Genomic DNA, 24,620 nt, shown 5'->3' with positions numbered 1-24,620 from the left:
CCCTCTCCCTAACCCTCTCCCACAGGGAGAGGGAACTGTTAAGCGCTTTGGTTTTCTCCCTCTCCCTATGGGAGAGGGAACTGTTAAGCGCTTTGGTTTTCTCCCTCTCCCTATGGGAGAGGGAACTGTTGAGCGCTTTGGTTTCTCCCTCTCCCTATGGGAGAGGGAACTGTTGAGCGCTTTGGTTTTCTCCCTCTCCCTATGGGAGAGGGCAGGGAGAGGGCAGGGGAGAGGGGGAGAACCAGCCACAACACTTTCATGGCATTTTACTGAATTACCAGTAAGTTGTGACGCAGGTCGCGCCTCGCTCTTGACCCTTAATATCCCTCGTGTTACCTCATTGGATTGCCTTTTTTTGGCCCGTCATAAAGGAACCCTCATGCTTAAAACTGTGCGCTACAGCTTGTTGACGACCGGACTCTTATTGAGCGGCTTTGCGCTGGCAACGCCTGCCGGAGATTTACCGCTGATGCCGTGGCCGGCTCAGGTTGAACGCCCTTCGGCGCAGGGGGCGCTGGTGCTGAATAACCAGCTCACGATCAATCTTTCCGGGGATGATTTAGGTGATACGGTAAACCGTCTGCGCGCGCGTATTGGCCGCCAGACCGGCTGGGAAATGGTGCCGCAAAGCGCGGCTGCAAAATCACCGACGATTGATATCGTTATCGCGCATAAAGTCCCGATCATTCCGCGGCCGGACAGCGATGAAAGCTATAAGCTGGTGGTGGATGAAAGCGGCGTGAAGCTGACTGCCAACACCCGATTTGGCGCGCTGCACGGCATTGAAACGCTGCTGCAATTGCTGCAAAACGGGCCGGACAATACCGCGCTTCCTTATGTCACCATTGAGGATACGCCCCGCTTCCCATGGCGCGGCGTACTGCTGGATTCTGCGCGCCACTTCCTGCCGATTGAGGATATCAAACGTCAGCTCGATGGCATGGCGGCGGCCAAACTCAACGTCTTCCACTGGCATCTGACCGACGATCAGGGCTGGCGTTTTGCATCGACGCGTTACCCGAAATTGCAACAGCTCGCCAGCGACGGCAAGTTTTACACCCAGGCGCAGATGAAAGACATCGTGCGCTACGCGGCGGAACGCGGCATTCGTGTGGTGCCGGAAATCGATATGCCGGGACACGCTTCGGCCATTGCGGTGGCGTATCCGGAACTGATGAGCGCCCCGGGCCCGTATGAAATGGAGCGCCACTGGGGCGTGCTGAAACCGGTGCTCGACCCGACCAAAGAAGCGACTTACGCCTTTGCGGACACGATGGTCGGCGAACTGGCGGCTATCTTCCCGGATCCGTATTTGCACATCGGCGGCGATGAAGTGGATGACACCCAGTGGAAAAACAATCCGGCGATTCAGAAATTTATGCAGGAGAACAAGCTGGCGGACAGCCACGCCCTGCAGGCGTACTTCAACCGCAAGCTGGAAACGATCCTCGAAAAACACCATCGCCAGATGGTCGGCTGGGATGAAATTTATCATCCGGACCTGCCGAAAAGCATTCTGATCCAGTCCTGGCAAGGGCAGGACGCGCTGGGCGACGTGGCGAAAAATGGCTACAAAGGCATTCTGTCGACCGGCTTCTACCTCGATCAGCCGCAAAGTGCCGCTTATCACTATCGCAATGAAATCGTGCCGCAGGGCCTGAACGGCATCGATAAAATCAGCGATGCCGATAGCGCCCAAAGCTGGACCTTCACCATGCCGCGCCTGAAGGGCAGCGCCGTTGAAGGCACCTTTACGCTGGTCAAAGGCGACCAGGAATGGCGTGGGTTTATTGATTTCAAAGGTAAATCCCGCCGCGCGGTGGACGATATCGAATGGCTGAGCCCGGACCAGGTAACCTTCACGGTGGATACCTGGATGGGCGAAACCCGTCCGGTGCTGAGCATTCACGATGACCAACTGAAAGGCTATTTCCTGGTGGGCAACGTCCGCTATCCGATTGTCGGGGAGCGCCTGGATGATGTGCCGAAAGGCATTCAACCGGTGGTGCCGGATGAAGCGCAGCAGAAGAATCTGCTCGGTGGTGAAGCCGCGCTGTGGGCGGAAAACATCGTCGCCCCGGTGCTGGATATCCGCCTGTGGCCACGCGGATTCGTGGTGGCAGAACGCCTGTGGTCGGCGAAAGATGTGACCGATACCGACAACATGTATCAGCGCTTGCAGGCGATCGATAGCTGGTCGACGGTGTCCGTCGGGCTGCAGCAGCACACGCAGCAGCTGGTGCAATTCACGCGGCTGGCAAACGGCGGCAGCACGCTACCGCTGATGATCCTCGCGCAGGCGATTGAGCCTGCGCAGTATTACACCCGCCAGCACCTGAAATTCCAGGCCGGGAATTATCACGCCTTTGAGCCGCTGAACCGTTTTGCCGACGCGCTACCGGCAGAGAGCAACACTGTGCGTCAGCTCAATGAGTGGGCGGATAATTTGATCAGCGACGCGGAAGATAACGAGAGTGCCGATGCACTGCGCCACGTCTTCACCCGCTGGCAGAACAACACCGCGGATGTGCTGGTGCTGACCGACGGCAATCATCAGCTGGCGAGTATGAAACCGGTGGCGTTGCAGGTCGATAAACTGGCTGCGTTAGGGTTGCGATTAACCGATTTGGTGGCGCGACAGGGCACGCTGGATGACAAAGAGTATGCGTCTATTCAGTCGCAGCTGGATGAAGCGGCGAAAACGCAGGATGAAGTGGTGATTGCGGCGGTGTATCCGTTGGAAACGCTGCTGCGCGCAACGCGGATAGAGTAAAACGGTTGCCCGGTGGCGCTTTGCTTACCGGGCCTACGAGTCTTGCAGCTCGGTCACGGTTGCCCACGGGCCTACAAAACCCGGTGGCGTAATGCCGCCGGGCATGCGTGGCGATTAACGACGAACGGCAATCGCTTCGATTTCAATTTTCACATCTTTCGGCAGACGCGCAACTTCCACACATGAACGTGCCGGGAAGGTTGCGTTATGCTCGGTGAAGAACGCTTCGTAGGTGGCATTAACGGTGGCGAAATCGTTGAGATCTTTCACGAAAACGGTGGTTTTCACGATGTCGCCCACTTTCAGGCCTGCGGCTTCAACGATAGCCTGTACGTTTTCCAGAGACTGACGCGCCTGAGCGGAAACGTCTTCGGCTACGGTGCCGGTTTTTGGGCACACCGGGATCTGACCGGAAGTGATAATCATACTGCCTAAATCAACGCCCTGAACGTATGGGCCGATGGCTGCTGGTGCATTTTCCGTCGCGATAACTTTAGTCATGATGTCTCCATTTGTGACAGCGGGATTAGGGTCTAGCGTAACCGGGCCATTATAGGCAGCCCGGCTTCTGATACCAACCTCAATTAGTTGGCCAACACCACAGTATGAGAGAACTCTTTTTCACAGTATTTGCACTTCAGGGCGATATCGTCGGCGCGCTTTTTGACGCTAAAGCTGGATAAAACCGGCTCCGCGTGGCTGATGCAGTTACTGTTCGGGCAGATGAGCACCGCTTCGATGCGCTCCGGCAGGCTCGGACGCGATTTACCCACCACCTCGTAGTCGTCGATGCGATTGACTGTGGCGTCCGGCGCATACAGCGACAGCTGGTTGACTTGCTCGTCGGTCAGGAAGGTATTCTCAATCTTAATCAAATCTTTACGGCCCATTTCGCCAGATGGCAGGTTCAGGCCGATGGTGATGCGCTGGTCGGTTTCGGTCAGTTTGAACAGCGTCAGCAGCTTAAAGCCGATTTGCGCCGGGATATGGTCAATCACCGTGCCACGCTTGATGGCTTCTACCTGAAGTTTAGTATCGTGTGTCATCGTCATTCCCCTTACAGAGCCAGGTCGCTGTTCAGAACCAGCGCCAGTAACGCCTGGCGCGCGAAGATGCCGTTACCGGCCTGCTGGAAGTACCAGGCGTGCGGCGTTTTATCGACATCAGTAGTGATTTCATCAATGCGTGGCAGCGGGTGCAGCACTTTCATGTTGCTGCGCGCGCCGTCGAGATCGGCCGCTCGCAGGACAAACTGCGCCTTCACGTTGGCGTATTCGGACGGGTCCAGACGCTCTTTCTGTACGCGAGTCATATACAGAATATCCACTTCCGCCATCACTTCTTCGATGGTGCCATGCAGGCTCCAGACAATGCCTTTTTCATCGAGCATATCAAGAATGTACTGCGGCATGGCCAGCGCGTCCGGGGCGATAAAGTAGAAACGGTTGCCATTAAACTTCGCCAGCGCCTGGGTCAGGGAGTGCACGGTGCGGCCATATTTCAGGTCGCCGACCATCGCGATGCTTAGGTTTTCCAGACGGCCCTGGGTTTCCTGGATGGTGAACAGGTCGAGCAGGGTTTGCGTCGGATGCTGGTTGGCGCCATCACCGGCGTTGAGGATGGGCACATTGCCAGAAAACTCGGTCGCCAGACGCGCCGCGCCTTCCTGCGGGTGGCGCATCACGATGGCGTCCACGTAGGTGCTGATCACGGAAATGGTGTCGGCGAGGGTTTCGCCTTTTTTGCCCAGCGAGGTGTTGGTGCTGTCCGAGAAGCCCACTACGCTTGCGCCCAGACGGTGCATCGACGTTTCGAACGACAGGCGGGTGCGGGTTGAGGCTTCAAAGAAGCAGCTGGCGATAACCTTATGCTTCAGCAACTCCGGCTGCGGGTGCGCTTTCAGTTTGGCGGCAGTCGCCAGCACCAGTTCGAGGTCTTCGCGGCTGAGATCGTTTATGGAAATGATATGTTTTTGATATAGCGGATTAGCCATGGTTATCTCCTGACGCCTGGGCAAAAAAAAAGCCCCTTAAAAAGGGGCTTCTTGAATGGGGTGATGCAACGGGAGAAAAACGGCAGGCCAGCGTCTGTTTTCAGACGCGGTAAGACAGAATGTCGAACGCAGTTGACCATGCTTCCTCCCGGCAAATCGGCTGGCATTATACGCAGCTAAGCGCGGGATTCAAGCGATTCGTTCACAGACAGGAAAACGTTTGCTTTAAAAGATCCTGCGCCAGTGCAAATATCCCTAAAAAAGGAGTGGTGTGGCCTGGCGATTGCGGGTATAAAAATCCAAAATGAAACATTGTTTTATATTTGGAGGTTTTAATGATCGCCGGAAATATTCACCATCTGCATGATTGGCTGCCGCTGGAACTGCGCCAGGCCATCGAACACGTTAAGGCACACGTGACTGACGCCACGCCGCTTGGGAAACACGATATCGACGGTAACCGTCTGTTTTATCTGATTTCCGAAGACAGCACTGAGCCGTTTGCTGAGCGTCGCGCGGAATATCATGCGAAATATCTCGATATTCAAATCATCCTCAAAGGCCAGGAAGGGATGACGTTTAGCACCCAGCCCGCGGGCAAGCCGGACACCGACTGGCTGGCGGATAAAGACATCGCGTTTCTGCCGGAAGGCGTGCAGGAAAAAACCGTGGTGCTGAGCGAAGGGGATTTCGTGGTGTTCTACCCCGGCGAAGTGCATAAACCGCTGTGCGCCGTGGGTACGCCTGCGAAGGTGCGCAAGGCCGTGGTGAAGATGTTGGTTGAATGATCGTGGGTTTGATGCCCGGTGGCGCTGCGCTGACCGGGCCTACGACCGTTTTGTAGGCCCGGCAAGCAACGCGCCGCCGGGCATATCCAGGGGATCAAGCCTGTGCCAGCGTCGCCACCATCACCGCTTTAATGGTATGCATCCGGTTTTCGGCCTGATCGAAAACAATGCTCGCTGCCGACTCAAATACCTCGTCCGTGACCTCCATTCCGCCGTGTAAACCGTACTCTTCGGCCATCTGTTTTCCGAGTGTGGTCTCGTCATCATGGAAGGCGGGCAGGCAATGCAGGAACTTCACCTGCGGATTGCCGGTCAGCGCCAGCATGTTCTTATTCACCTGGTAGTCACGCAGCAGCCCGATACGTTCGGCCCATTTTGACTTCGCTTCGCCCATCGACACCCACACATCGGTATAAATGAAATCGGCGTCTTTCACGCCCACAGCGACATCTTCTGTCAGGGTAATGTTGCCGCCGTTCTTCTGCGCCAACGCTTTGCATTCCGCAACCAGACTCGCTTCTGGCCAGCAGCTTTGCGGGGCCACCAGGCGTAAATCCAGCCCCGTCAGCGCCGCCGCTTCGAGCACCGAATTGCCCATGTTATTGCGCGCATCGCCCGCATACACCAGCGTCATTTCATTGAACGCTTTGCCCGGCAGGTGTTCCTGCATGGTCAGTAAATCGGCCAGCAGCTGCGTCGGGTGGAACTCGTTGGTCAGCCCGTTCCACACCGGAACGCCTGCATATTGCGCCAGCGTTTCAACGACTTCCTGGCCGTGACCGCGATACTGAATGCCGTCGTACATCCGGCCCAGCACGCGCGCGGTGTCTTTGATCGACTCTTTATGGCCAATCTGGCTGCCGCTAGGGCCGAGGTACGTGACGCGCGCGCCCTGATCGTATGCGGCAACTTCGAAAGAGCATCGGGTACGGGTCGAGTCTTTTTCGAAGATGAGCGCGATATTTTTGCCGGTCAGTTTTGCCACTTCGTTGCCGCTTTTTTTATCGGCTTTCAGCTGTGCGGCCAGCGCCAGCAGGTGAGTGAGTTGCGCAGGGGTAAAATCCAGTAATTTCAAAAAATGGTTCTGGTATAACGCAGACATATTTTCCTCTCATGGCTTAAGCCACTTATTGAATTAAAATTCAATTTATATGTATGAATATTCATTTGCAACCCCGTTTCACAATTCTTTCTCGGAAAGGTGGAGGCATTGACTGCGGTATGTGAAAATAGAAGTATCTGCCGCACATCATGAGGAACGAGCTATGGCAAACCCGGAGCACCTGGAAGAGCAGCGTGAAGAGACGCGTCTGATTATTGAAGAGTTACTGGATGATGGCAGCGATCCGGACGCGCTGTACACCATCGAGCACCATTTCTCTGCGGACGATTTTGAAACGCTGGAGAAAGTGGCCGTTGAAGTCTTCAAACTGGGTTACGAAGTGACCGAGCCGGAAGAGCTGGAAGTGGAAGAAGGCGGCGAAGTGGTTATCTGCTGCGACGCGCTTAGCGAATGCGCCCTGAACCCGGAGCTCATTGATTCACAGGTTGAACAGCTGATGAACCTCGCAGAAAAGTTTGGTGTGGAATATGACGGCTGGGGAACCTACTTCGAAGATCCTAACGGTGAAGGTGAAGAAGGTGATGACGAAGACGAGATCGACGAAGACGACGATGGCGTTCGCCACTAAGTAATGACGGATGCGGCAGCGCCTGCTGCCGCATTTTATTTAGCGTTTATCCACGAGACCGCGCAAGACTCATGCATTACCCGCAAATACTCGCTCCTGTTTTAACCTTTCTCCAGTGCCCAACGCCGCAGGCGTGGATAGACCGGGCCCGTTCTCCTGAACACCTTCCTCTGTTGCTGACTGACCATCTGGTGTGCGAGCTGAAAGCCGCGCAGACTGCCATGCTGTTGGTACGCAAATACGTGGCCGATAAAGCCGGGGCCGATGCGCTGCTGGCGTGGCTGCAGCCGTACGAAGCCTTTGCATTTCGTGGCGGTCCTGAACCTGATTTTGTCGCCCTGCAAAAGCAGATTGGTAAAAGCGTGATGCCGCAGACAGACGACGCCTGGGGCCGACAGCTCATCGACAGCATGGTGCTGCTCATCAAAGAAGAGCTGCATCACTTTTGGCAGGTGCGGGAAATCATGACCGCACGGGACATTCCTTACGTCAAGATAACCGCCAGCCGCTACGCCAAAGGTATGCTTAAGGAAGTGCGCACTCACGAACCGCTGACACTTATCGATAAGCTGATTTGCGGGGCGTACATCGAGGCGCGCTCCTGCGAGCGTTTTGCCGCGCTGGCACCGCATCTGGATGATGAACTGCAGAAGTTTTATCTGTCGCTACTGCGCTCCGAGGCGCGGCATTATCAGGATTATCTGGCGTTGGCTCAGCAGGTGTCAGACGACGATATCACACCGCGCGTGCGCCATTTCGGGGAAGTGGAAGCGGCGCTGATTTCAACGCCAGATGCGGAGTTCCGTTTTCATAGCGGGATCCCCTCTCCCTAACCCTCTCCCACAGGGAGAGGGGACTGTTCGGTGCAACGCTTGAGGCAGGGGAGAGGGGAAGAATCCCGCACCAAACTGCATTACAGCGTTTTCAGCATCCGTACTTCACAATCGACGTGGCCGGTACAGCCCAGCGGCTCAGCGATATGCTCAAAACCGAGGCGTTCATACAGCGCGATAGCGTCCGTCAGAAACGCCGTTGTTTCCAGATAGCAGCGGGTAAACCCGTGCTCACGAGCGTGATCCATTGCCAGCAGCGCCAGCTTCTTCGCGAAGCCTTTTCCGCGCGCTTCAGGTAGAAAATACATTTTTTGCAGCTCGCAAATGTCCGGTTCGCTGTAGGTTAACGGTGCTACGCCGCCGCCGCCCACGACTTTCCCGTTCTGTTCTATCACCCAATAAGCGTGTCCTGGCTGGCTGTAGAGCTGATACAGCTCGTCGAGGTTCGGGTCAGCAACGGTATAGCCTTTATCGGCTGTGAGGCCGTATTCGGCAGAGACCTTGCGAATGACGCTGGCAATCGCTGGGTTGTCTATCGTCGTTATTCGACGCAACGTCGTTGCGGTCTCGGTCAGTACGTTCATCGCATTACTCATGAAAAAAATGACAGTTAACGCAGTTAATAACATTGCAGAAAAAGCAGTGCAAGCAGGGATATTTTAGCGGGGAGACCCCTTACGCGTCGCCGCGTAAGGGGTTGAGGTATTACAGTGCAGCGATAACGGCCTGCTGCTCAATCAGCTTCGCTTTTGCTTCAGCGTAGCCGTCCAGCTTCTCGCGCTCTTTGGCGATAACCGCTTCTGGGGCACGCGCCACGAAACCTTCGTTCGACAGCTTGCCTTCGATGCGGCCAATCTCACCTTCGATTTTCGCCACTTCTTTCGCCAGACGTGCCAGTTCATCTTCTTTGTTGATGAGGCCCGCCATTGGGATCAGCAGTTCAGCGCCGTCGATAATTTTGGTCACGGAAACCGGACCTTTGTCATCGGCAGACAGCACGGTGATGCTTTCCAGACGCGCCAGCGTTTGCAGGAAGCTGCGGTTGTCGTTCACACGACGCTCCGCATCTTTACTGCAACCGCGCAGCAGCAGCTCCAGCGGTTTACCCGGGGAGATGTTCATTTCAGCGCGAACGTTACGTACCGCGATGATGGCCTGCTTCAGCCATTCGGTATCGGCCAACGCGGCTTCATCAACCTGAGCGGCATCGAACGCCGGGAACGGCTGCAGCATGATGGTGTCGGCAGAAATACCGGCGATAACCTTCACGCGCTGCCAGATGGTTTCGGTGATGAACGGAATGATCGGGTGCGCAATACGCAGCAGACCTTCCAGCACCGTCACCAGCGTATGGCGAGTGCCGCGCAGTTCGGCATCAGTTCCGCCGGTCATTACCGGTTTGGTCAGCTCCAGATACCAGTCGCAGAACTGGTTCCAGGTGAACTCGTACAGGATGCCCGCGGCGATATCGAAGCGGAAGTTATCCAGCGCGTCACGGTACGCTTTGATGGTCTGGTTGAACTCGGCGAGGATCCAGCGATCTGCCAGCGACAGCGTCATTTCGCCGCCATTGAAGCCACAATCCTGGTCTTCGGTGTTCATCAGCACAAAGCGGCTGGCGTTCCACAGCTTGTTACAGAAGTTACGGTAACCTTCCAGACGCTTCATGTCCCAGTTGATGTCGCGGCCAGTAGAGGCCAGCGCTGCCAGGGTGAAACGCAGGGCGTCGGTACCGTGCGGCTCGATACCGTCCGGGAATTGCTTCTCGGTGCGCTTGGCGATTTTCTCTGCCAGCTGCGGCTGCATCATGTTGCCGGTACGTTTCTCCAGCAGGTCTGCCAGCGAAATCCCGTCGACCATATCCAGTGGGTCAATGACGTTGCCCTTGGATTTAGACATCTTCTGGCCTTCGTCATCACGAATCAGACCGGTCATGTAGATGGTCTTGAACGGGATCTGCGGCTTGCCGTCTTCATCTTTGATGAAGTGCATGGTCATCATGATCATGCGGGCAATCCAGAAGAAGATGATGTCGAAGCCGGAAACCATCACGCTGGTTGGATGGAACTGACGCAGCGCGTCGGTGTTTTCCGGCCAGCCGAGGGTGGAGAAGGTCCACAGCGCAGAGGAGAACCAGGTGTCGAGCACGTCTTCGTCCTGGCGCAGCGCAACGTCGGCGCTCAGGTTATTTTCCTGACGGACTTCGTCTTCGGTGCGGCCCACATAGACGTTGCCGTCGTTGTCGTACCATGCAGGGATACGGTGACCCCACCACAGTTGACGGGAGATACACCAGTCCTGAATATCGCGCATCCAGGAGAAATACATGTTTTCGTACTGCTTCGGTACGAACTGGATGTCACCGTTTTCAACGGCTTCCACCGCCGGTTTGGCCAGCACGTCAGCACGCACGTACCACTGGTCGGTCAGCATCGGTTCGATAACCACGCCACCACGGTCACCGTACGGCACGGTCAAGTCGTGAGGTTTGATTTCTTCGAGCAGGCCGAGGGCGTCGATGGCCGCAACCACCGCTTTACGCGCGGCAAAACGCTCCAGCTTCTGGAATTCAGCCGGGATATCGGCGGCGTATACGTCGGATTCTTCACCTTTGGTGTCGAAGACCTGCGCGCTTTCGCGGATATCGCCATCGAAAGTCAGGATGTTGATCATCGGCAGAGCGTGACGTTTACCGACTTCGTAGTCGTTAAAGTCGTGGGCCGGGGTGATTTTCACGCAGCCGGTGCCTTTTTCCATGTCGGCGTGTTCATCGCCCACGATTGGAATGCGGCGGTTAACCAGCGGCAGCACCAGGAATTTGCCAATCAAGTCTTTATAACGCGGATCTTCCGGGTTAACGGCCACGCCGGTATCGCCCAGCAGGGTTTCCGGACGGGTGGTCGCCACCACCAGGTAATCTTTACCGTCGGCTGTTTTTGCACCGTCGGCCAGCGGATAGCGGATGTGCCACATTGAGCCTTTAGACTCGCGGTTTTCCACTTCCAGGTCAGAAATCGCGGTACGCAGTTTCGGGTCCCAGTTGACCAGACGCTTACCACGATAAATTAAATCGTCTTTGTACAGGCGAACGAAGACTTCTTTCACGGCATTGGAAAGACCTTCGTCCATAGTGAAACGCTCGCGCTCCCAGTCTACGGAGTTACCGAGACGGCGCATCTGGCGGGTAATGGTGCCGCCGGATTCTGCTTTCCACTGCCAGATTTTGTCGATAAAGGCATCGCGACCGTAGTCGTGACGGGTTTTACCTTCTTCAGCGGCAATCTTACGCTCAACCACCATCTGGGTAGCGATACCCGCATGGTCAGTACCAGCCTGCCACAGGGTGTTTTTACCCTGCATGCGCTGGTAGCGGATCATGGTGTCCATGATGGTTTGCTGGAAGGCATGACCCATATGCAAACTGCCGGTGACATTCGGCGGCGGGATCATGATGCAGAAGCTTTCCTGGCTTTCATCACCATTCGGTTTGAAATAGCCCTGCTTTTCCCAGTGCTCGTAAAGCGGCTGTTCGATATCTTGTGGGTTATATGTCTTTTCCATTATTTCCAGGTTGCCGTATTCAGGTTAAAACCAGCCATGCGGTACGCTTTGTAGCGATCGCGCGCCAGTTGTTTTAAAGAGTCTTCGTGAGGTACGAAGTCTATCACTTCTGTGAAAGCGGTGGCAAAATCTGCAAAGCCCACGCGCAGGCTAATCAGTATATCCCGCGGGCTGCTGTTACGTTTTTGCGGCCAGGCGATTTCCACCGGCGCGCCGCCACGCGGACCTTCACCGGACAAATTGTGTGGCACAAAGCTTTCCGGGGGTCGCGACCACAACGCCTCATCGAGGCGAATGGCCTGCTTTTCGTCTTCACAGGCGATCAGAATGCGTTTGCCCGCCCGCCAACGATCTGCGGCAACGTCACACACCAGTTGTTCGACGGCGCTTAGGCCATCCTGTTGAGTGTCATTGTCCAGAATATAGAACGTCGCATTCTTCATAATATGGGGCTTCTTGTAGTGGATTTAAACCAGACCGTGTAGGCCCGGCAAGCAATGCGCCGCCGGGCAACCACGTTATTACTCTTCGCCGCTAAATCCTGCGCGGTTCAACAGGAACTGAGACAGCAGGGCAACCGGACGACCGGTAGCGCCTTTGGCTTTCCCGGAACGCCATGCGGTGCCGGCGATGTCGAGGTGCGCCCAGTTGTACTTGCGGGCAAAGCGCGACAGGAAGCAGCCTGCGGTAATGGCGCCGCCAGGACGACCGCCGATGTTGGCCATATCCGCAAAGTTAGTTTCCAGCTGTTCCTGATACTCGTCGCCCAGCGGCAGACGCCACGCGCGGTCGCCAGCCTGTTCGGACGCGCCGATAAGCTCATGCGCCAGCGGGTTGTGGTTCGACATCAGGCCGGTGATGTGATGGCCCAGCGCAATCACGCACGCGCCGGTCAGCGTCGCCACGTCGATCACCGCTTCCGGTTCGAAACGCTCAACGTAAGTCAGCACATCGCACAGCACCAGACGGCCTTCGGCATCGGTGTTCAACACTTCAACCGTTTGCCCGGACATGGTGGTCAGCACGTCGCCTGGACGATACGCGCGTCCGCCCGGCATGTTTTCACAGCCCGCGAGCACGCCGACCACGTTCAGCGGCAGTTGAAGCTCTGCCACCATCCGCATCACGCCGTACACCGCCGCCGCACCGCACATGTCGTACTTCATCTCGTCCATGCCTTCGGCTGGCTTGATGGAGATACCGCCGGAGTCAAAGGTCAGGCCTTTGCCAACCAGCACGATAGGACGCGCATCTTCGGACGGATTGCCTTTGTATTCAATGACCGACATCAGGGACTCGTTCTGTGAGCCGTTGCCGACCGCCAGATAAGAGTGCATCCCCAGTTCGCGCATCTGCTGTTCGCCGATAACGCGGGTGATGACGTTCTTGCTGTAGGAATCTGCCAGCTGACGCGCCTGGGACGCCAGGTACGCGGCGTTGCAGATGTTCGGCGGCATATTGCCGAGATCTTTCGCGGCTTTGATACCGGAGGCAATCGCCAGACCGTGCTGAATTGCGCGCTCGCCGCTGGTCAGTTCGCGACGGGTTGGCACGTTGAAGACCATTTTACGCAGCGGGCGACGTGGCTCGCTTTTGTTGGTTTTCAACTGGTCGAAGCTGTAAAGCGTTTCTTTAGCCGTTTCAACCGCCTGGCGCACTTTCCAGTAGTTATTGCGGCCTTTAACGTGCAGCTCGGTCAGGAAGCAAACCGCTTCCATCGAGCCGGTGTCATTCAGGGTATTGATCGTTTTCTGAATAACTTGCTTATACTGACGCTCATCAAGCTCGCGTTCTTTGCCGCAACCAATCAGCAGAATGCGCTCAGAGAGCACGTTCGGCACGTGGTGCAGCAGCAGAGTCTGGCCTGGTTTGCCTTCCAGCTCGCCACGACGCAGCAGGGCGCTGATATAGCCGTCGCTGATTTTATCAAGTTGCTCGGCTATCGGGGAGAGACGGCGTGGTTCAAAGACGCCAACAACGATGCAGGCGCTCCGCTGTTTCTCCGGGCTACCGCTTTTTACACTGAACTCCATGCACTACGCTCCTGAATCTTAAAGACAACGGCGGTGGCTACGGATAGAATTGCAAGCTTTCGTAACTCATGTCCGCTGTTGCGGTGACTTCGTGTTAATCTTAACGATATCGCGATGTTGGCTCGTCAGAACCGGGTCTGAAACGTAAAGCCGCTGAGTCATATAATCTTAGCGATGTTTTCGACGACTCAAGAGAATAAATGACGTTTAAGCCATGAAACAAGCAATTTTCCTGTAATAAGACGGGTTTTAACGGGCGTATTTATAGTGATAATCATAAGATATCTCGTGCGGGAGACGCTGAAAAGCCAGCTGGCGATCCTCTTCATCCTGCTTCTGATCTTTTTCTGCCAGAAATTGGTCAGGATCCTCGGCGCAGCGGTAGATGGCGACATCCCGACAAACCTCGTGCTTTCCCTGTTGGGTCTCGGGGTGCCAGAAATGGCGCAACTTATTCTGCCCCTCAGTCTGTTCCTCGGCCTGTTGATGACGCTGGGCAAACTCTACACCGACAGTGAAATTACGGTGATGCACGCGTGCGGCCTGAGTAAAGCCGTGCTGGTGAAAGCCGCGATGATCCTCGCCCTGTTTACTGCCATCGTGGCCGCGGTTAACGTGATGTGGGCCGGACCGTGGTCTTCGCGTCATCAGGACGAAGTGCTGGCGGAAGCCAAAGCCAACCCCGGCATGGCGGCATTGGCCCAGGGCCAGTTCCAGCAGGCGAGCGACGGCAATTCAGTGCTGTTTATCGAAAACGTCAAAGGCAGCCAGTTCCACGATGTGTTTATGGCGCAAATTCGTACCAAGGGTAACGCGCGTCCGTCGGTGGTTGTGGCCGATTCCGGACACCTCTCGCAGCAGAATGACGGCTCTCAGGTGGTGAACCTGAACAAAGGCACCCGCTTTGAAGGCACCGCGATGCTGCGCGATTTCCGTATTACTGATTTCCAGGATTACCAGGCCATCATCGGTCATCAGACGGTTGCGCTTGATCCTAACGACACCGAACAGATGGGCATGAGTGCGCTGTGGCACGCAGATACGCCACGGGCGAATGCAGAGCTGCACTGGCGTTTAACGCTGATAGCGACGGTGTTTATCATGGCGTTGATGGTGGTTCCGCTTAGCGTGGTGAACCCGCGTCAGGGGCGCGTCCTGTCGATGCTGCCCGCGATGCTGCTGTATCTGGTGTTCTTCCTGGTGCAAACCTCACTTAAATCCAACGGTGGCAAAGGCAAAATTGACCCGACTGTCTGGATGTGGGTGATTAACCTGCTGTACTTCGGCCTGGCTGTACTCCTGAACGTCTGGGATACGGTGCCGATGCGTCGTATTCGTGCACGGCTTAGCGGGAAAGGAGCGGTATAATGCAGTTATTTGGCGTACTCGACCGCTATATCGGTAGAACTATTTTCACCACCATCATGATGACGTTGTTCATGCTGGTGTCGCTCTCGGGCATCATCAAGTTCGTTGACCAGCTGAAAAAAGCCGGGCAGGGCACCTATGACGCGGTCGGCGCGGGCATGTATACCTTGCTCAGCGTGCCGAAAGATGTGCAGATCTTCTTCCCGATGGCCGCGCTTCTGGGCGCGTTGTTAGGCCTGGGGATGCTGGCGCAGCGCAGTGAACTGGTGGTCATGCAGGCATCGGGTTACACCCGTATGCAGGTGGCGATGTCGGTAATGAAAACCGCGATCCCGCTGGTGCTGCTGACTATGGCAATCGGCGAATGGGTGGCTCCGCAGGGCGAGCAAATGGCGCGTAACCTGCGTGCGCAGGCGATGTACGGCGGTTCGCTGCTGTCCACGCAGCAAGGCATGTGGGCGAAAGACGGCAACAACTACATCTACATCGAACGTATCAAAGGCGATGACGAGCTGGGTGCCATCAGCATTTACAGCTTCAACGATCAGCGTCGTTTGCAGTCGGTGCGCTACGCGGCGTCGGCGAAGTTTGATAAAGATGCCAAGGCCTGGCGCCTGTCGCAGGTGGATGAATCCAACCTGAGCAATCCGAAGCAGGTGACCGGTTCGCAGACCGTTAGCGGGACCTGGAAAACCAACCTCACGCCGGACAAACTCGGCGTCGTGGCGCTGGACCCGGATGCGCTGTCGATAAGCGGCCTGCACAATTACGTGAAATATCTGAAGTCGAGCGGCCAGGATGCCGGGCGCTACCAGCTGAATATGTGGAGTAAAATCTTCCAGCCGATGTCGGTGGCGGTCATGATGCTGATGGCGCTATCGTTCATCTTCGGCCCGCTGCGAAGCGTGGCGATGGGTGTGCGTGTGGTCACGGGGATAAGCTTCGGTTTTGTGTTCTACGTTCTCGACCAGATCTTCGGCCCGTTAACGCTGGTGTACGGCATACCGCCGTTTCTCGGCGCGCTGTTGCCAAGTGCCAGCTTCTTCCTGATTAGCCTGTGGTTGATGACGCGTAAAGCGTAATTCACAAGCCGTGCCCGGCGGCGCGATGCTTGCCGGGCCTACATTACGCACAATGCTTGCCGGGCCTATATTACGCGCAATGCTTGCCGGGCCTACATTACGCACAATGCTCGCCGGGCCTACATTACGCACAATGCTTGCCGGGCCTATATTACGCGCAATGCTTGCCGGGCCTACATTACGCACAATGTTTGCCGGGCCTACATTACGCACAATGCTTGCCGGACCTACATTATTCGTAGGCCCGCGCAAGCGTAGCGCCGCCGGGCAACACAAACTATCGCTTCCTGCCCCCCAATAGACTCCCCAACATCCCGCGCACTATCTGATTCGTTATCTGCCGGGTGGCACTCTTCGCCATCGTCTGCACCACACCGTCGCGTTTACCGCCGCGTGGCCCGGTGGTGCCAAACAGAATATCCTTTAGCCCGCCAAGAATACCGTCGTCAACGTCAGCCGAGGCTCCTTTCGCCGGAGGCGCATTCTGTTGTTCAGTCGCCGCCTGAACGCCTTGTTGAAGTTTCTCGAACGCCGATTCGCGATCGACCGCATCTTCATATTTCCCGTACAGCGGCGAGTTGTTGATGAGTTCATTGCGCTCATCATCGGTCACTGGCCCCATCCGCGAGCAAGGCGCAATCACCATCGCACGTTCAACCACTGATGGGCTGCCTTTCTCGTCAAGGAATGACACCAGCGCCTCGCCGGTGCCGAGCTCCTGAATCGCTTTTTCGGTATCGAATGCCGGGTTAGCACGCATGGTTTGCGCTGCGGTTTTCACCGCCTTCTGATCTTTTGGCGTAAAGGCGCGCAGGGCGTGTTGCACACGATTCCCAAGCTGACCAAGCACGTTATCGGGAATGTCCGACGGGTTTTGCGAGACAAAATACACCCCGACCGCTTTGGAGCGAATCAGGCGGATCACCTGCTCGATTTTATCCAACAGCACCTGCGGCGCATCGCTGAACAGCAGGTGCGCTTCGTCGAAGAAGAACACCAGTTTCGGTTTCTCTAAATCGCCCGCTTCCGGCAGCTGTTCGTACAGTTCTGACAGCATCCACAGCAGGCTGGCTGCGTACAGTTTCGGCATCTGGTAGAGCTTTTCGGCGCTGAGAATGTTGATCACGCCTTTACCGTTGCTGTCGGTCCGCATCCAGTCTTTGATGTCGAGCATCGGCTCGCCGAAGAAGTGCTCCGCACCCTGCTGCTCGAGGGTCAACAACCCACGCTGGATAGCCCCCACCGAACCACCGCTGATATTCCCGTACTGATTCTGGAACGATTTGGCGTTATCGCCGATGTACTGTGTGATGGCGCGCAGGTCTTTAAAATCGAGCAGCAGCAGGCCCTGATCGTCGGCGATACGGAAGATAATATTCAGCACGCCCGACTGCACTTCATTCAGATTGAGCAGGCGCGCGAGCAGCAACGGCCCAAGGTCTGACACCGTGGCGCGAACGGGATGCCCTTTCTCGCCGAAGATATCCCACACCACCACCGGATTACCGTGCGGTTGCCAATCGGTCACCCCGATTTTTTTTAACCTTTCCAGTAGCTTCTCAGAGGCCTGACCATCCTGAGCGACACCGGTTAGGTCACCTTTAACATCGGCCATAAATACTGGCACGCCAATCTCTGAAAACGACTCGGCCATTTTTTGCAGAGTGACGGTTTTCCCCGTCCCCGTCGCACCGGTAATCAACCCATGGCGGTTGGCCATTCCGGGCAGTAAAGTCAGTTGTTGTTCCGTCGTTCGGGCAATCAGCAGGGGTGAGCTCATGATGTTTCCTCCGTTTCTCCTGCGTCGAGTATAGGTCAAAGCCGGGGAAAAAATGCCCAGTCAGTTTTCGACTTTGCGGCGTAATACGCAGTGCCGACTATGCTTTTTCTATTCGTTTACCAAGAACGTTTCACAGGAGTGGAAAGCCATGTCCAGATTCTTCTTTAATGACCGCAAACAGCTGGTCAACGACGCCATCGAAGGCATCGTGTTATCCGCCCCGCACGGCAACCTGGTGCGCCTGGATATCGACCCCGCCATTCGGGTGATTGCCCGTGGCGACTGGGATAAAAGCCGCGTGGCGGTCATTTCCGGTGGTGGCTCCGGCCACGAACCGGCCCATGCCGGGTTTGTCGGCAAAGGGATGCTCACCGCCGCGGTATGCGGCGACCTGTTCGCCTCGCCGAGCGTGGATGCGGTTCTTAACGCCATCGTGGCGGTAACCGGCGAAAGCGGCTGTCTGTTGATCGTCAAAAACTACACCGGCGATCGCCTGAACTTCGGCCTGGCAGCGGAGAAAGCCAAACGCCACGGCTTGAAAGTCGAGATGGTCATCGTCGCCGACGACATCGCACTGCCGGACAACAAACAGCCACGCGGCATCGCGGGCACGGCGCTGGTGCATAAAATCGCAGGCTACGCCGCCGAGCAGGGCAAAACCCTCAGCGAAGTACGCCACATCGCGCAACAGGCCTGTGACAGCGTGTTCAGCCTCGGCGTGGCAATGGAGAGCTGTAATCTGCCGGGCAGCGATGACGAAGAGGGGCGCATCAAACCTGGCCACGTTGAGCTTGGGTTGGGGATTCACGGTGAGCCGGGCGCGTCCGTGGTCGACAGCCATAACAGCAAAAAGCTCATCGAGACGCTGGTGCAACCGCTGCAGGCGAAAGTCGGCGACGGCAAAGTGGCGGTGCTGATCAACAACCTGGGCGGCGTGTCGGCGCTGGAGATGGCGCTGCTGACCAAAGAGCTGGCCCATTCCGCGTTGAAGAACCAGATTCGCTGGCTGATTGGCCCTGCGACGCTGGTCAGTTCGCTCGACATGAAGGGCTTTTCGCTCTCGCTGCTGACGCTGACGCCAGAGTTTGAACAGGCGCTAAAGGCTGACGTCGAGACCCTCGGCTGGCAAAAACCGGTGGCGTTCGCGCCGCTCAAAACCGTCGCGCACGACAAAATTCATGACAGCGTAGAAGCCACGCCGTCTGACAATCCGCAGGTGAACGCGATTCTGCTGGCCGCCACGCAGACGCTAATCGATCTGGAAAGCCGTCTCAACGCGCTGGATGCCAAAGTGGGCGACGGCGATACCGGCTCGACGTTTGCCGAAGGCGCGCGGGATATCGCCGAACAGCTGAACGCGGGCAAACTGCCGCTGAACGACAGCGCGCAGCTATTGCAGGTCATTGGCGAACGGCTGGCGACGGTGATGGGCGGCTCCAGCGGCGTATTGATGTCTATCTTCTTCACCGCCGCCGGGCAGGCCGTGCATGACGGCAAAAAACTCCCGGACGCGCTGATAATCGGCCTGCAACAGATGAAACAGTATGGCGGGGCCGATCTCGGTGACAGGACGCTGATCGACGCGCTGCAACCGGCGCTCGAGAGCTTGCGCGATCAGAACATGCAAGCCGCTGTCAGCGCGGCCCAAACGGGCGCAGAAAGCACCGCCAAAATGCAAAAGGCGGGAGCAGGGCGCTCATCGTATGTGAATAAAGAGAATCTGGAAGGCGTCACCGACCCGGGAGCGGTGGCCGTCGCGGAAGTGTTTGCGGCGTTGGTTAAATAATGAAGACGCATTGATCTTCTCTCTCCCTGCGGGAGAGGGCTTTGTTTTCTCCCTCTCCCTGTGGGAGAGGGCCGGGGAGAGGGCATCACACGATGCCCTCACTCATATTAAAAATCCGCTTTCAACACCACGCGATAACGGGCTTTGCCCTCACGCACATGCTTCAACGCGTCGTTGATTTGCGACATCGGGAACATCTCGGTGGTCGGCGCCACTTTGGTGCGACCTGCAAACTTCATCAGCTTGCGCAGTTCCGCCGGGTTACCGGTAGCGGAACCCGAAATGCTGCGGTCGCCGCCAATCAGCGTAAAGGCCGGGACCTGCAACGGTTTCATCACCGCGCCGACGGTATGGAAGTTCCCGCCGTAGGCCAGCGCTTCGAAGTACGGCTGCCAGTCGAGATCCACGCTCACGGTGTTAATGATCAGGTCAAACTGCCCGGCTAACGTTTTCAGCGCTTCCGGGTCGCGGCTGTTCACCACGCGGTCAGCACCCATTTCCAGCACTTCTTTCTCTTTCGCCGGATTGGAGCTAAACGCCGTCACTTCCGCGCCCATCGCGTGCAGCAGCTTAATGGCAATATGCCCCAGGCCGCCGATACCAATCACCCCAACGCGGCTGGTGGCGGTCACGTTATTGAGCAGCAGCGGTTTAAAGACCGTAATACCGCCGCACAGCAGTGGGCCTGCGGTTTCAATATCGATGCTTTCCGGCAGCGGGATAACCCATTGCCAGTCGGCGCGAAGTTTATCGGCGAAACCACCGCGGTTCATGATGGTCGGTAAAGAGCCTTCGAGGCAGTTGATCTGATTGCCGCTGATGCAGGCATCGCAATGCCCGCAGCTGCGCGCCGTCCAGCCCACGCCCACGCGCTGGCCCACTTTCAGGCCTTTGTTCTGCGCCGCTTCGCCCAATGCAGCGACGCGACCAATGATTTCGTGGCCCGCAACCAGCGGATAGCTCGACATGCCCCATTCATTGTCGATCATCGACAGGTCGGAATGGCAAATGCCGCAGTAATCCACCTGGACTTCCACATCTTCCGGCTTCAGCTCACCGGCATCGTATTCCCACACTTCCAGATCGGCACCCGCCTGCTTCGCGGCGTAGCTTTTTATAATGGACATCGCACTTCCCCTCTTATGGCGTTGAACTGGAAGTGTAGAGCATGGGGATGGGTGGTGCTTAGCATAAGGGGGCGGGAATGGTCTGAGTGTAGGGTGGGGTGTAACTTGCTGAAAATTTCAACACTTAGCGGAGGTAGCCCGACACGCCGCTTGCAAGGTACGGTGTGACAGGTATAATCGCACCCGCTATCAGCATATCCCTTCCGTGCCGGAGTGGCGAAATCGGTAGACGCAGTTGATTCAAAATCAACCGTAGAAATACGTGCCGGTTCGAGTCCGGCCTTCGGCACCATTCGATATGCAAATCAAGTCGCTCACGAGCGGCTTTTTTTGTGCCTGGAATTTGGTTCTCCTAAGCCTCCTACCAATATTCAAATCAATCGAAAATTGGCTTTTCTCCGTTGACTCAGTTGTACTGTATAGCTCTGAAAATAGTACTAACTTCAAGTTATTCAAAAAAGCGTGTACTTACTCTGAGTACTTTCTAGCTCGCTAACATGATGGCTGTAGATGAGCTCATCTAGTTAACTTATAAAGTTTAACAATCGAAAAGAAGATGCTTCTAAAGCGAAGATAATAGGGGAGGTTTTACATTCTAAAACCCGTAATGGTGCTCAGTATGTTACAGCAGCGTTAGGATTAGTAATGATTAGACTCATTGACAAGCATTAACAAGGCATTTATATAATATGAAGATGATTACTAGATTAAAAAATAATTGAAAATGTTGAAAGGTTAAGCTATGAATGAGGAATTATATCTAAAACTCGTGTCTCAAATTAAAACTGGAAAACAATTGCCAGATGCTATTTATATTCATTTTGATGCATTTAGCGCATTGCCTGATGTATTAACGCAGTTTATAGCTGCAGTGGCAAAAGCTGTTAGATTAGAATCTAGTGATTGGAATTTGGTTAAACTATTTAAAAAAGAATTTCGTTTATCCCTGTTGAACTATCCTGCTTTTTACACAGATTCATACCCCGCACTTAAACAAAGTTTGAATGTTGATTTGTCTAAGCTAAGCCATAAATTAACTAAGTACGAAGACTCTGATAATCCTCCAATATTGCACCGTAAAGAAACAATGGTCTTGAAAGAAAATGATTACTACGAACATTTCAAGTCAATTACAAAAGAGGGCGAAAATGCTGGATTGTATACAAATAGTCGATTGATTGGTTTTAAACGCTCATGGGAGGGGATAATTAATGCTTATGGATATGAATTATCAGATGGTCGTTTGTTTCGCCGCGAGAATTTAATTGAAAACAAGCAGCTAGATATTGATAGACATAAGACTGCACTCGTCAGATATGAGCTTTCTGCCCCGATGAAAACACTTGTGAAAAATGGCTATCTTGATGGAGGATATTCAATATTTGACTATGGATGTGGCCGAGGTGATGATCTAAGAGAATTAGAAGCTCATGGGTTAGATGCATTAGGATGGGATCCTAATTATCGCCCAGACAGTGATAAAATAAACTCAGATATTATAAACTTAGGGTTTGTCTTGAATGTGATAGAAAACCAAGATGAGAGATTAGAGGCTTTATTAGATGCATGGGAATTGGCAAATAAATTCCTTATTGTTTCGGTTATGTTAGCAAATGATAAATACATTGCTAAATTTAAATCATATAAAGATGGTGTTATAACTTCTCGTAATACGTTCCAAAAATATTATCAGCAATCTGAAATTAAGGCATACATTGAAAGGAATTTACAGGAAGATGTCATATCAGTGGCTCCTGGCATTTTTTATGTGTTTAAAGACAAAATTGAAGAGCAACTATATCTGCAAAATAAATATAAAAGAATTTATAAATGGCAGCAACTTACATCCGCAGAGCCTTTAAGTAATAAAAAACATACCGACCTGATCGTTTTAAAGAACAAAGATGTTTTCGACTCATTTTGGAAAAAATGCTTAATACTAGGGCGCATCCCACTTAAAGATGAATTTCAGCAGTCAGAAAAAATAAAAGAACTGATTGGCTCGCATAAAAAAACTTTCTCTGTGATCCGTGAGATTTATAACACAACCGAATTTGAGCAAGCCGAAACTCGAAGGAAAGAAGATCTCTTGTTATATTTTTCGATGGAACTGTTTGGTAAAAGGAAAACCTACAGTCGACAACCAGAAGCACTTAAGAGAGACATAAAAGGCTTTTTTAATGATTATCATATAGCAATAAAATTTGCTGAGAATTTATTATTCTCGATTGCTGATACTCTGTTGATAAGAGAGCAGTGTGAAAAGGCACACTCAATACTACCCGCAAGTTTATTAAATAAAGGTCATTCATTGATTTTACATCGAGACTACTTAAATGAATTACCTCTACTACTTAGAGTATATGTTGGGGCTGGCTTGCAAATATATGGTGATTTAGATGAACATATTGATCTTATTAAAATACATATAACTTCCGGTAAATTAACATTAACAGCATATGATGATTTTCGAAAATCAGTACCCTTCTTAACTGAGAGGGTTAAAATTAAAATGGCCGATCAGGATATAGATTTCTTCGATTATACAGAGGAAAGTAAAAGGCCTCCGCTATTGAATAAGCATCTCTTGATAGATAGCAAACATAAGGATTATGAGAGACAAATGAGCTTCAATAGAAAACTGTCAAAGCTCTTAAATATAAATGATAAAGAGGAAGTTATTTTTAATAGGCATGAGTATGATGACTTACTAAACATTTCGGAAAAAAAGGTAAAAGGGTTCACGATAGTTCGTCGTTGATATGATATGGTGGAAGACTGATTCTAAAAGTTCTTCTGGCTTTTTCTTCATCGAAGCCGATTGAGGTTAGCACATGAGACGGTATATTAGACATGGCATTGCATGCTGAGCCTTGAGATATCAACCACGATTGATTATGTGTAAAGCGTTTAACTTCATCATCATTGTTAAATGTTATATTCCAAATCGTTGGAACTACATTAGTCCCACCATTTCTCAAGAAAGTATAGCGTGCAATACTTTTCTCAAATTCATATTGTAGCTGGTTTGGAGTTTTAGGGAAATTTTCCACAGCCGCACCTAAACCTACTATAAGAGGAGTAGGATATGTTCCTCCACGCAGACCTAGTTCTTGTCCGCCCCCATGGATCAAAGGTATTAGTCCTGACTCTCGAGAATCTCGAATATAAAGCGCACCTATACCTTTTGGGCCGAATATTTTATGACCAGATAAAGAGAACATATCAAGGTTCATAGTATCAACATCAATATCTAACTTACAAAAGCTCTGAGCAGCGTCAGTATGAAAAAGAATATTATTGTCAAAAGCAATGTGACCAATGTCGGCTATAGGCTGGATGCAACCAAGCTCATTATTAACATGGTGAATAGAAATAAGAATTGTATTTGGTTGAATAGCCTCGAAAACTGACTCTATACTTATTAAACCATCATTGTTTGGTTTTATATAAGTCACCTCAAAACCTATTTTTTCGAGAAATGCACAGCAATTAAGAATGCATTTATGCTCAATTGAAGATGTAATGATATGACCTTTTTGTTCAATATACTTAAACGCAATGCCTTTTATTGCAAGATTGTTGGCCTCGCTTGCACCACTTGTAAAAATAATTTCACTAGGCATAGCTCCAATCTTATCTGCAATAATAGCCCTGGCACCTTCAATAGCATCATAAGCTTTTTTACCGTAAGAATGAGCTGCTGAGGGATTAGAAAAATTGTGTTGTAACCAAGGTTGCATTCTTTCTAAAACAATGTCAGAAATAGGTGTCGATGCGGCATAATCAAAATATTCAAACATAG

The 24,620-nt window shown here is 53.4% G+C and carries 22 protein-coding genes and 1 tRNA gene; 10 read left to right on the top strand and 13 right to left on the bottom strand.

The features are described 5' to 3' along the window. The first annotated feature begins 379 nt into the window (after window positions 1-379). Window positions 380-2,773, top strand: a complete 2,394-nt coding sequence (locus tag A8O29_RS20050) for a beta-N-acetylhexosaminidase (protein WP_125355863.1) — start codon at window positions 380-382, stop codon at window positions 2,771-2,773. A 114-nt stretch (window positions 2,774-2,887) separates the two neighbouring features. On the opposite strand, the gene A8O29_RS20045 is transcribed toward A8O29_RS20050, so the two are convergent. The 4 genes from A8O29_RS20045 to pyrL all read right to left on the bottom strand — a co-directional run bounded on the left by A8O29_RS20045 (window position 2,888) and on the right by pyrL (window position 4,906). Beyond that, entirely contained in the window at window positions 2,888-3,274 is a 387-nt protein-coding gene (locus A8O29_RS20045) for an enamine/imine deaminase (protein ID WP_110512172.1), read from the bottom strand. An 83-nt stretch (window positions 3,275-3,357) separates the two neighbouring features. Next, on the bottom strand, window positions 3,358-3,819 hold the full coding sequence (pyrI, locus tag A8O29_RS20040; protein ID WP_125355861.1) for an aspartate carbamoyltransferase regulatory subunit: 462 nt from the start codon (window positions 3,817-3,819) through the stop codon (window positions 3,358-3,360). An 11-nt stretch (window positions 3,820-3,830) separates the two neighbouring features. Then, window positions 3,831-4,766, bottom strand: a complete 936-nt coding sequence (pyrB, locus tag A8O29_RS20035) for an aspartate carbamoyltransferase (protein WP_125355859.1) — start codon at window positions 4,764-4,766, stop codon at window positions 3,831-3,833. A 2-nt stretch (window positions 4,767-4,768) separates the two neighbouring features. Continuing rightward, the gene (gene pyrL, locus A8O29_RS20030) at window positions 4,769-4,906 is read right to left on the bottom strand and encodes a pyr operon leader peptide (protein ID WP_110512175.1); all 138 of its coding nucleotides are present in this window, start codon (window positions 4,904-4,906) and stop codon (window positions 4,769-4,771) included. 195 nt (window positions 4,907-5,101) lie between these two features. Between pyrL and A8O29_RS20025 the strand changes: the two genes are divergently transcribed. Further along, the gene (locus tag A8O29_RS20025) at window positions 5,102-5,554 is read left to right on the top strand and encodes a YhcH/YjgK/YiaL family protein (protein ID WP_125355857.1); all 453 of its coding nucleotides are present in this window, start codon (window positions 5,102-5,104) and stop codon (window positions 5,552-5,554) included. A gap of 94 nt (window positions 5,555-5,648) precedes the next feature. Here A8O29_RS20025 and argF read toward each other — a convergent pair whose 3' ends face one another. Together argF and argL are read right to left on the bottom strand one after the other, a co-directional pair. Then, window positions 5,649-6,656: an ornithine carbamoyltransferase gene (gene argF / locus A8O29_RS20020; protein ID WP_174081405.1), complete on the bottom strand. Its 1,008-nt coding sequence runs from the start codon at window positions 6,654-6,656 to the stop codon at window positions 5,649-5,651. Then, window positions 6,626-6,721 carry a putative translational regulatory protein ArgL gene (gene argL / locus A8O29_RS22995; protein WP_235033683.1) on the bottom strand — a complete coding sequence of 32 codons (96 nt, stop codon included), beginning with the start codon at window positions 6,719-6,721 and terminating at the stop codon, window positions 6,626-6,628. Before argL ends, argF begins: the two co-directional genes overlap by 31 nt. Window positions 6,722-6,819: 98 nt before the next feature. Between argL and rraB the strand changes: the two genes are divergently transcribed. Further along, entirely contained in the window at window positions 6,820-7,245 is a 426-nt protein-coding gene (gene rraB, locus A8O29_RS20015) for a ribonuclease E inhibitor RraB (RefSeq protein WP_110512178.1), read from the top strand. 71 nt (window positions 7,246-7,316) lie between these two features. Further along, a complete protein-coding gene (gene miaE / locus A8O29_RS20010) occupies window positions 7,317-8,078 on the top strand; it encodes a tRNA isopentenyl-2-thiomethyl-A-37 hydroxylase MiaE (protein ID WP_125355855.1) in 762 nt (253 codons plus the stop codon). A gap of 80 nt (window positions 8,079-8,158) precedes the next feature. Here the strand turns inward: miaE and A8O29_RS20005 are convergent, their stop codons facing one another. From A8O29_RS20005 to pepA, 4 genes are all read right to left on the bottom strand, one after another. Beyond that, window positions 8,159-8,662, bottom strand: coding sequence for a GNAT family N-acetyltransferase (locus A8O29_RS20005; protein WP_125355853.1), 504 nt, complete (start codon window positions 8,660-8,662; stop codon window positions 8,159-8,161). A 121-nt stretch (window positions 8,663-8,783) separates the two neighbouring features. Continuing rightward, window positions 8,784-11,639: a valine--tRNA ligase gene (locus A8O29_RS20000; RefSeq protein ID WP_125355851.1), complete on the bottom strand. Its 2,856-nt coding sequence runs from the start codon at window positions 11,637-11,639 to the stop codon at window positions 8,784-8,786. Then, on the bottom strand, window positions 11,639-12,082 hold the full coding sequence (gene holC, locus A8O29_RS19995; RefSeq protein WP_110512183.1) for a DNA polymerase III subunit chi: 444 nt from the start codon (window positions 12,080-12,082) through the stop codon (window positions 11,639-11,641). The genes A8O29_RS20000 and holC overlap by 1 nt, the downstream gene beginning before the upstream one ends. 78 nt (window positions 12,083-12,160) lie before the next feature. Next, window positions 12,161-13,672 (bottom strand): leucyl aminopeptidase, encoded by a 1,512-nt coding sequence (gene pepA / locus A8O29_RS19990; RefSeq protein ID WP_110512184.1) that lies wholly within the window; start codon window positions 13,670-13,672, stop codon window positions 12,161-12,163. Window positions 13,673-13,825: 153 nt separating this feature from the next. On the opposite strand from pepA, the gene A8O29_RS22600 reads away from it, so the two are divergent. The 3 genes from A8O29_RS22600 to lptG all read left to right on the top strand — a co-directional run bounded on the left by A8O29_RS22600 (window position 13,826) and on the right by lptG (window position 16,122). Further along, on the top strand, window positions 13,826-13,876 hold the full coding sequence (locus A8O29_RS22600; RefSeq protein ID WP_217448718.1) for a hypothetical protein: 51 nt from the start codon (window positions 13,826-13,828) through the stop codon (window positions 13,874-13,876). A 63-nt stretch (window positions 13,877-13,939) separates the two neighbouring features. Beyond that, window positions 13,940-15,040 carry an LPS export ABC transporter permease LptF gene (gene lptF / locus A8O29_RS19985; RefSeq protein WP_125355849.1) on the top strand — a complete coding sequence of 367 codons (1,101 nt, stop codon included), beginning with the start codon at window positions 13,940-13,942 and terminating at the stop codon, window positions 15,038-15,040. Next, complete coding sequence (lptG, locus tag A8O29_RS19980; protein WP_125355848.1) at window positions 15,040-16,122, top strand: LPS export ABC transporter permease LptG; 1,083 nt, start codon at window positions 15,040-15,042, stop codon at window positions 16,120-16,122. The genes lptF and lptG overlap by 1 nt, the downstream gene beginning before the upstream one ends. A gap of 277 nt (window positions 16,123-16,399) precedes the next feature. Here lptG and A8O29_RS19975 read toward each other — a convergent pair whose 3' ends face one another. Beyond that, the gene (locus A8O29_RS19975; protein ID WP_125355095.1) at window positions 16,400-17,902 is read right to left on the bottom strand and encodes a helicase HerA-like C-terminal domain-containing protein; all 1,503 of its coding nucleotides are present in this window, start codon (window positions 17,900-17,902) and stop codon (window positions 16,400-16,402) included. 148 nt (window positions 17,903-18,050) lie between these two features. Here A8O29_RS19975 and A8O29_RS19970 point away from each other — a divergent pair, with 148 nt between their 5' ends. Beyond that, on the top strand, window positions 18,051-19,688 hold the full coding sequence (locus tag A8O29_RS19970) for a glycerone kinase (protein WP_125355096.1): 1,638 nt from the start codon (window positions 18,051-18,053) through the stop codon (window positions 19,686-19,688). A 107-nt stretch (window positions 19,689-19,795) separates the two neighbouring features. Here the strand turns inward: A8O29_RS19970 and ahr are convergent, their stop codons facing one another. Further along, complete coding sequence (ahr, locus tag A8O29_RS19965) at window positions 19,796-20,815, bottom strand: NADPH-dependent aldehyde reductase Ahr (RefSeq protein ID WP_125355097.1); 1,020 nt, start codon at window positions 20,813-20,815, stop codon at window positions 19,796-19,798. Window positions 20,816-21,022: 207 nt separating this feature from the next. Between ahr and A8O29_RS19960 the strand changes: the two genes are divergently transcribed. Together A8O29_RS19960 and A8O29_RS19955 are read left to right on the top strand one after the other, a co-directional pair. Then, window positions 21,023-21,107 (top strand) — tRNA-Leu (locus A8O29_RS19960). A gap of 450 nt (window positions 21,108-21,557) precedes the next feature. Further along, complete coding sequence (locus A8O29_RS19955) at window positions 21,558-23,576, top strand: DNA phosphorothioation-associated putative methyltransferase (protein WP_125355098.1); 2,019 nt, start codon at window positions 21,558-21,560, stop codon at window positions 23,574-23,576. Here the strand turns inward: A8O29_RS19955 and A8O29_RS19950 are convergent. Continuing rightward, window positions 23,557-24,618, bottom strand: a complete 1,062-nt coding sequence (locus A8O29_RS19950; RefSeq protein WP_125355099.1) for a cysteine desulfurase family protein — start codon at window positions 24,616-24,618, stop codon at window positions 23,557-23,559. The genes A8O29_RS19955 and A8O29_RS19950 overlap by 20 nt on opposite strands. Between the last annotated feature and the right edge of the window lie 2 nt (window positions 24,619-24,620).

The organism is Scandinavium goeteborgense, from assembly GCF_003935895.2.
In the GTDB taxonomy this organism is placed as follows: domain Bacteria; phylum Pseudomonadota; class Gammaproteobacteria; order Enterobacterales; family Enterobacteriaceae; genus Scandinavium; species Scandinavium goeteborgense.
Note: the sequence above shows the minus strand (reverse complement) of the source record. Positions and strands in the feature narration are given on the sequence as shown.

What these genes read in the sequence shown, in the direction of transcription:
- A8O29_RS20005 (WP_125355853.1), bottom strand. Translation starts at nt 8,662, where the DNA reads ATGAACGTACTGACCGAGACCGCAACGACGTTGCGTCGAATAACGACG.
- pepA (WP_110512184.1), bottom strand. Translation starts at nt 13,672, where the DNA reads ATGGAGTTCAGTGTAAAAAGCGGTAGCCCGGAGAAACAGCGGAGCGCC.
- pyrL (WP_110512175.1), bottom strand. Translation starts at nt 4,906, where the DNA reads ATGGTCAACTGCGTTCGACATTCTGTCTTACCGCGTCTGAAAACAGAC.
- rraB (WP_110512178.1), top strand. Translation starts at nt 6,820, where the DNA reads ATGGCAAACCCGGAGCACCTGGAAGAGCAGCGTGAAGAGACGCGTCTG.
- A8O29_RS20000 (WP_125355851.1), bottom strand. Translation starts at nt 11,639, where the DNA reads ATGGAAAAGACATATAACCCACAAGATATCGAACAGCCGCTTTACGAG.
- A8O29_RS20045 (WP_110512172.1), bottom strand. Translation starts at nt 3,274, where the DNA reads ATGACTAAAGTTATCGCGACGGAAAATGCACCAGCAGCCATCGGCCCA.
- A8O29_RS19970 (WP_125355096.1), top strand. Translation starts at nt 18,051, where the DNA reads ATGTCCAGATTCTTCTTTAATGACCGCAAACAGCTGGTCAACGACGCC.
- A8O29_RS19975 (WP_125355095.1), bottom strand. Translation starts at nt 17,902, where the DNA reads ATGAGCTCACCCCTGCTGATTGCCCGAACGACGGAACAACAACTGACT.
- argF (WP_174081405.1), bottom strand. Translation starts at nt 6,656, where the DNA reads ATGTCTGCGTTATACCAGAACCATTTTTTGAAATTACTGGATTTTACC.
- lptG (WP_125355848.1), top strand. Translation starts at nt 15,040, where the DNA reads ATGCAGTTATTTGGCGTACTCGACCGCTATATCGGTAGAACTATTTTC.
- miaE (WP_125355855.1), top strand. Translation starts at nt 7,317, where the DNA reads ATGCATTACCCGCAAATACTCGCTCCTGTTTTAACCTTTCTCCAGTGC.
- pyrI (WP_125355861.1), bottom strand. Translation starts at nt 3,819, where the DNA reads ATGACACACGATACTAAACTTCAGGTAGAAGCCATCAAGCGTGGCACG.
- holC (WP_110512183.1), bottom strand. Translation starts at nt 12,082, where the DNA reads ATGAAGAATGCGACGTTCTATATTCTGGACAATGACACTCAACAGGAT.
- A8O29_RS19950 (WP_125355099.1), bottom strand. Translation starts at nt 24,618, where the DNA reads ATGTTTGAATATTTTGATTATGCCGCATCGACACCTATTTCTGACATT.
- argL (WP_235033683.1), bottom strand. Translation starts at nt 6,721, where the DNA reads ATGAATATTCATACATATAAATTGAATTTTAATTCAATAAGTGGCTTA.
- ahr (WP_125355097.1), bottom strand. Translation starts at nt 20,815, where the DNA reads ATGTCCATTATAAAAAGCTACGCCGCGAAGCAGGCGGGTGCCGATCTG.
- A8O29_RS20025 (WP_125355857.1), top strand. Translation starts at nt 5,102, where the DNA reads ATGATCGCCGGAAATATTCACCATCTGCATGATTGGCTGCCGCTGGAA.
- A8O29_RS19955 (WP_125355098.1), top strand. Translation starts at nt 21,558, where the DNA reads ATGAATGAGGAATTATATCTAAAACTCGTGTCTCAAATTAAAACTGGA.
- A8O29_RS20050 (WP_125355863.1), top strand. Translation starts at nt 380, where the DNA reads ATGCTTAAAACTGTGCGCTACAGCTTGTTGACGACCGGACTCTTATTG.
- pyrB (WP_125355859.1), bottom strand. Translation starts at nt 4,766, where the DNA reads ATGGCTAATCCGCTATATCAAAAACATATCATTTCCATAAACGATCTC.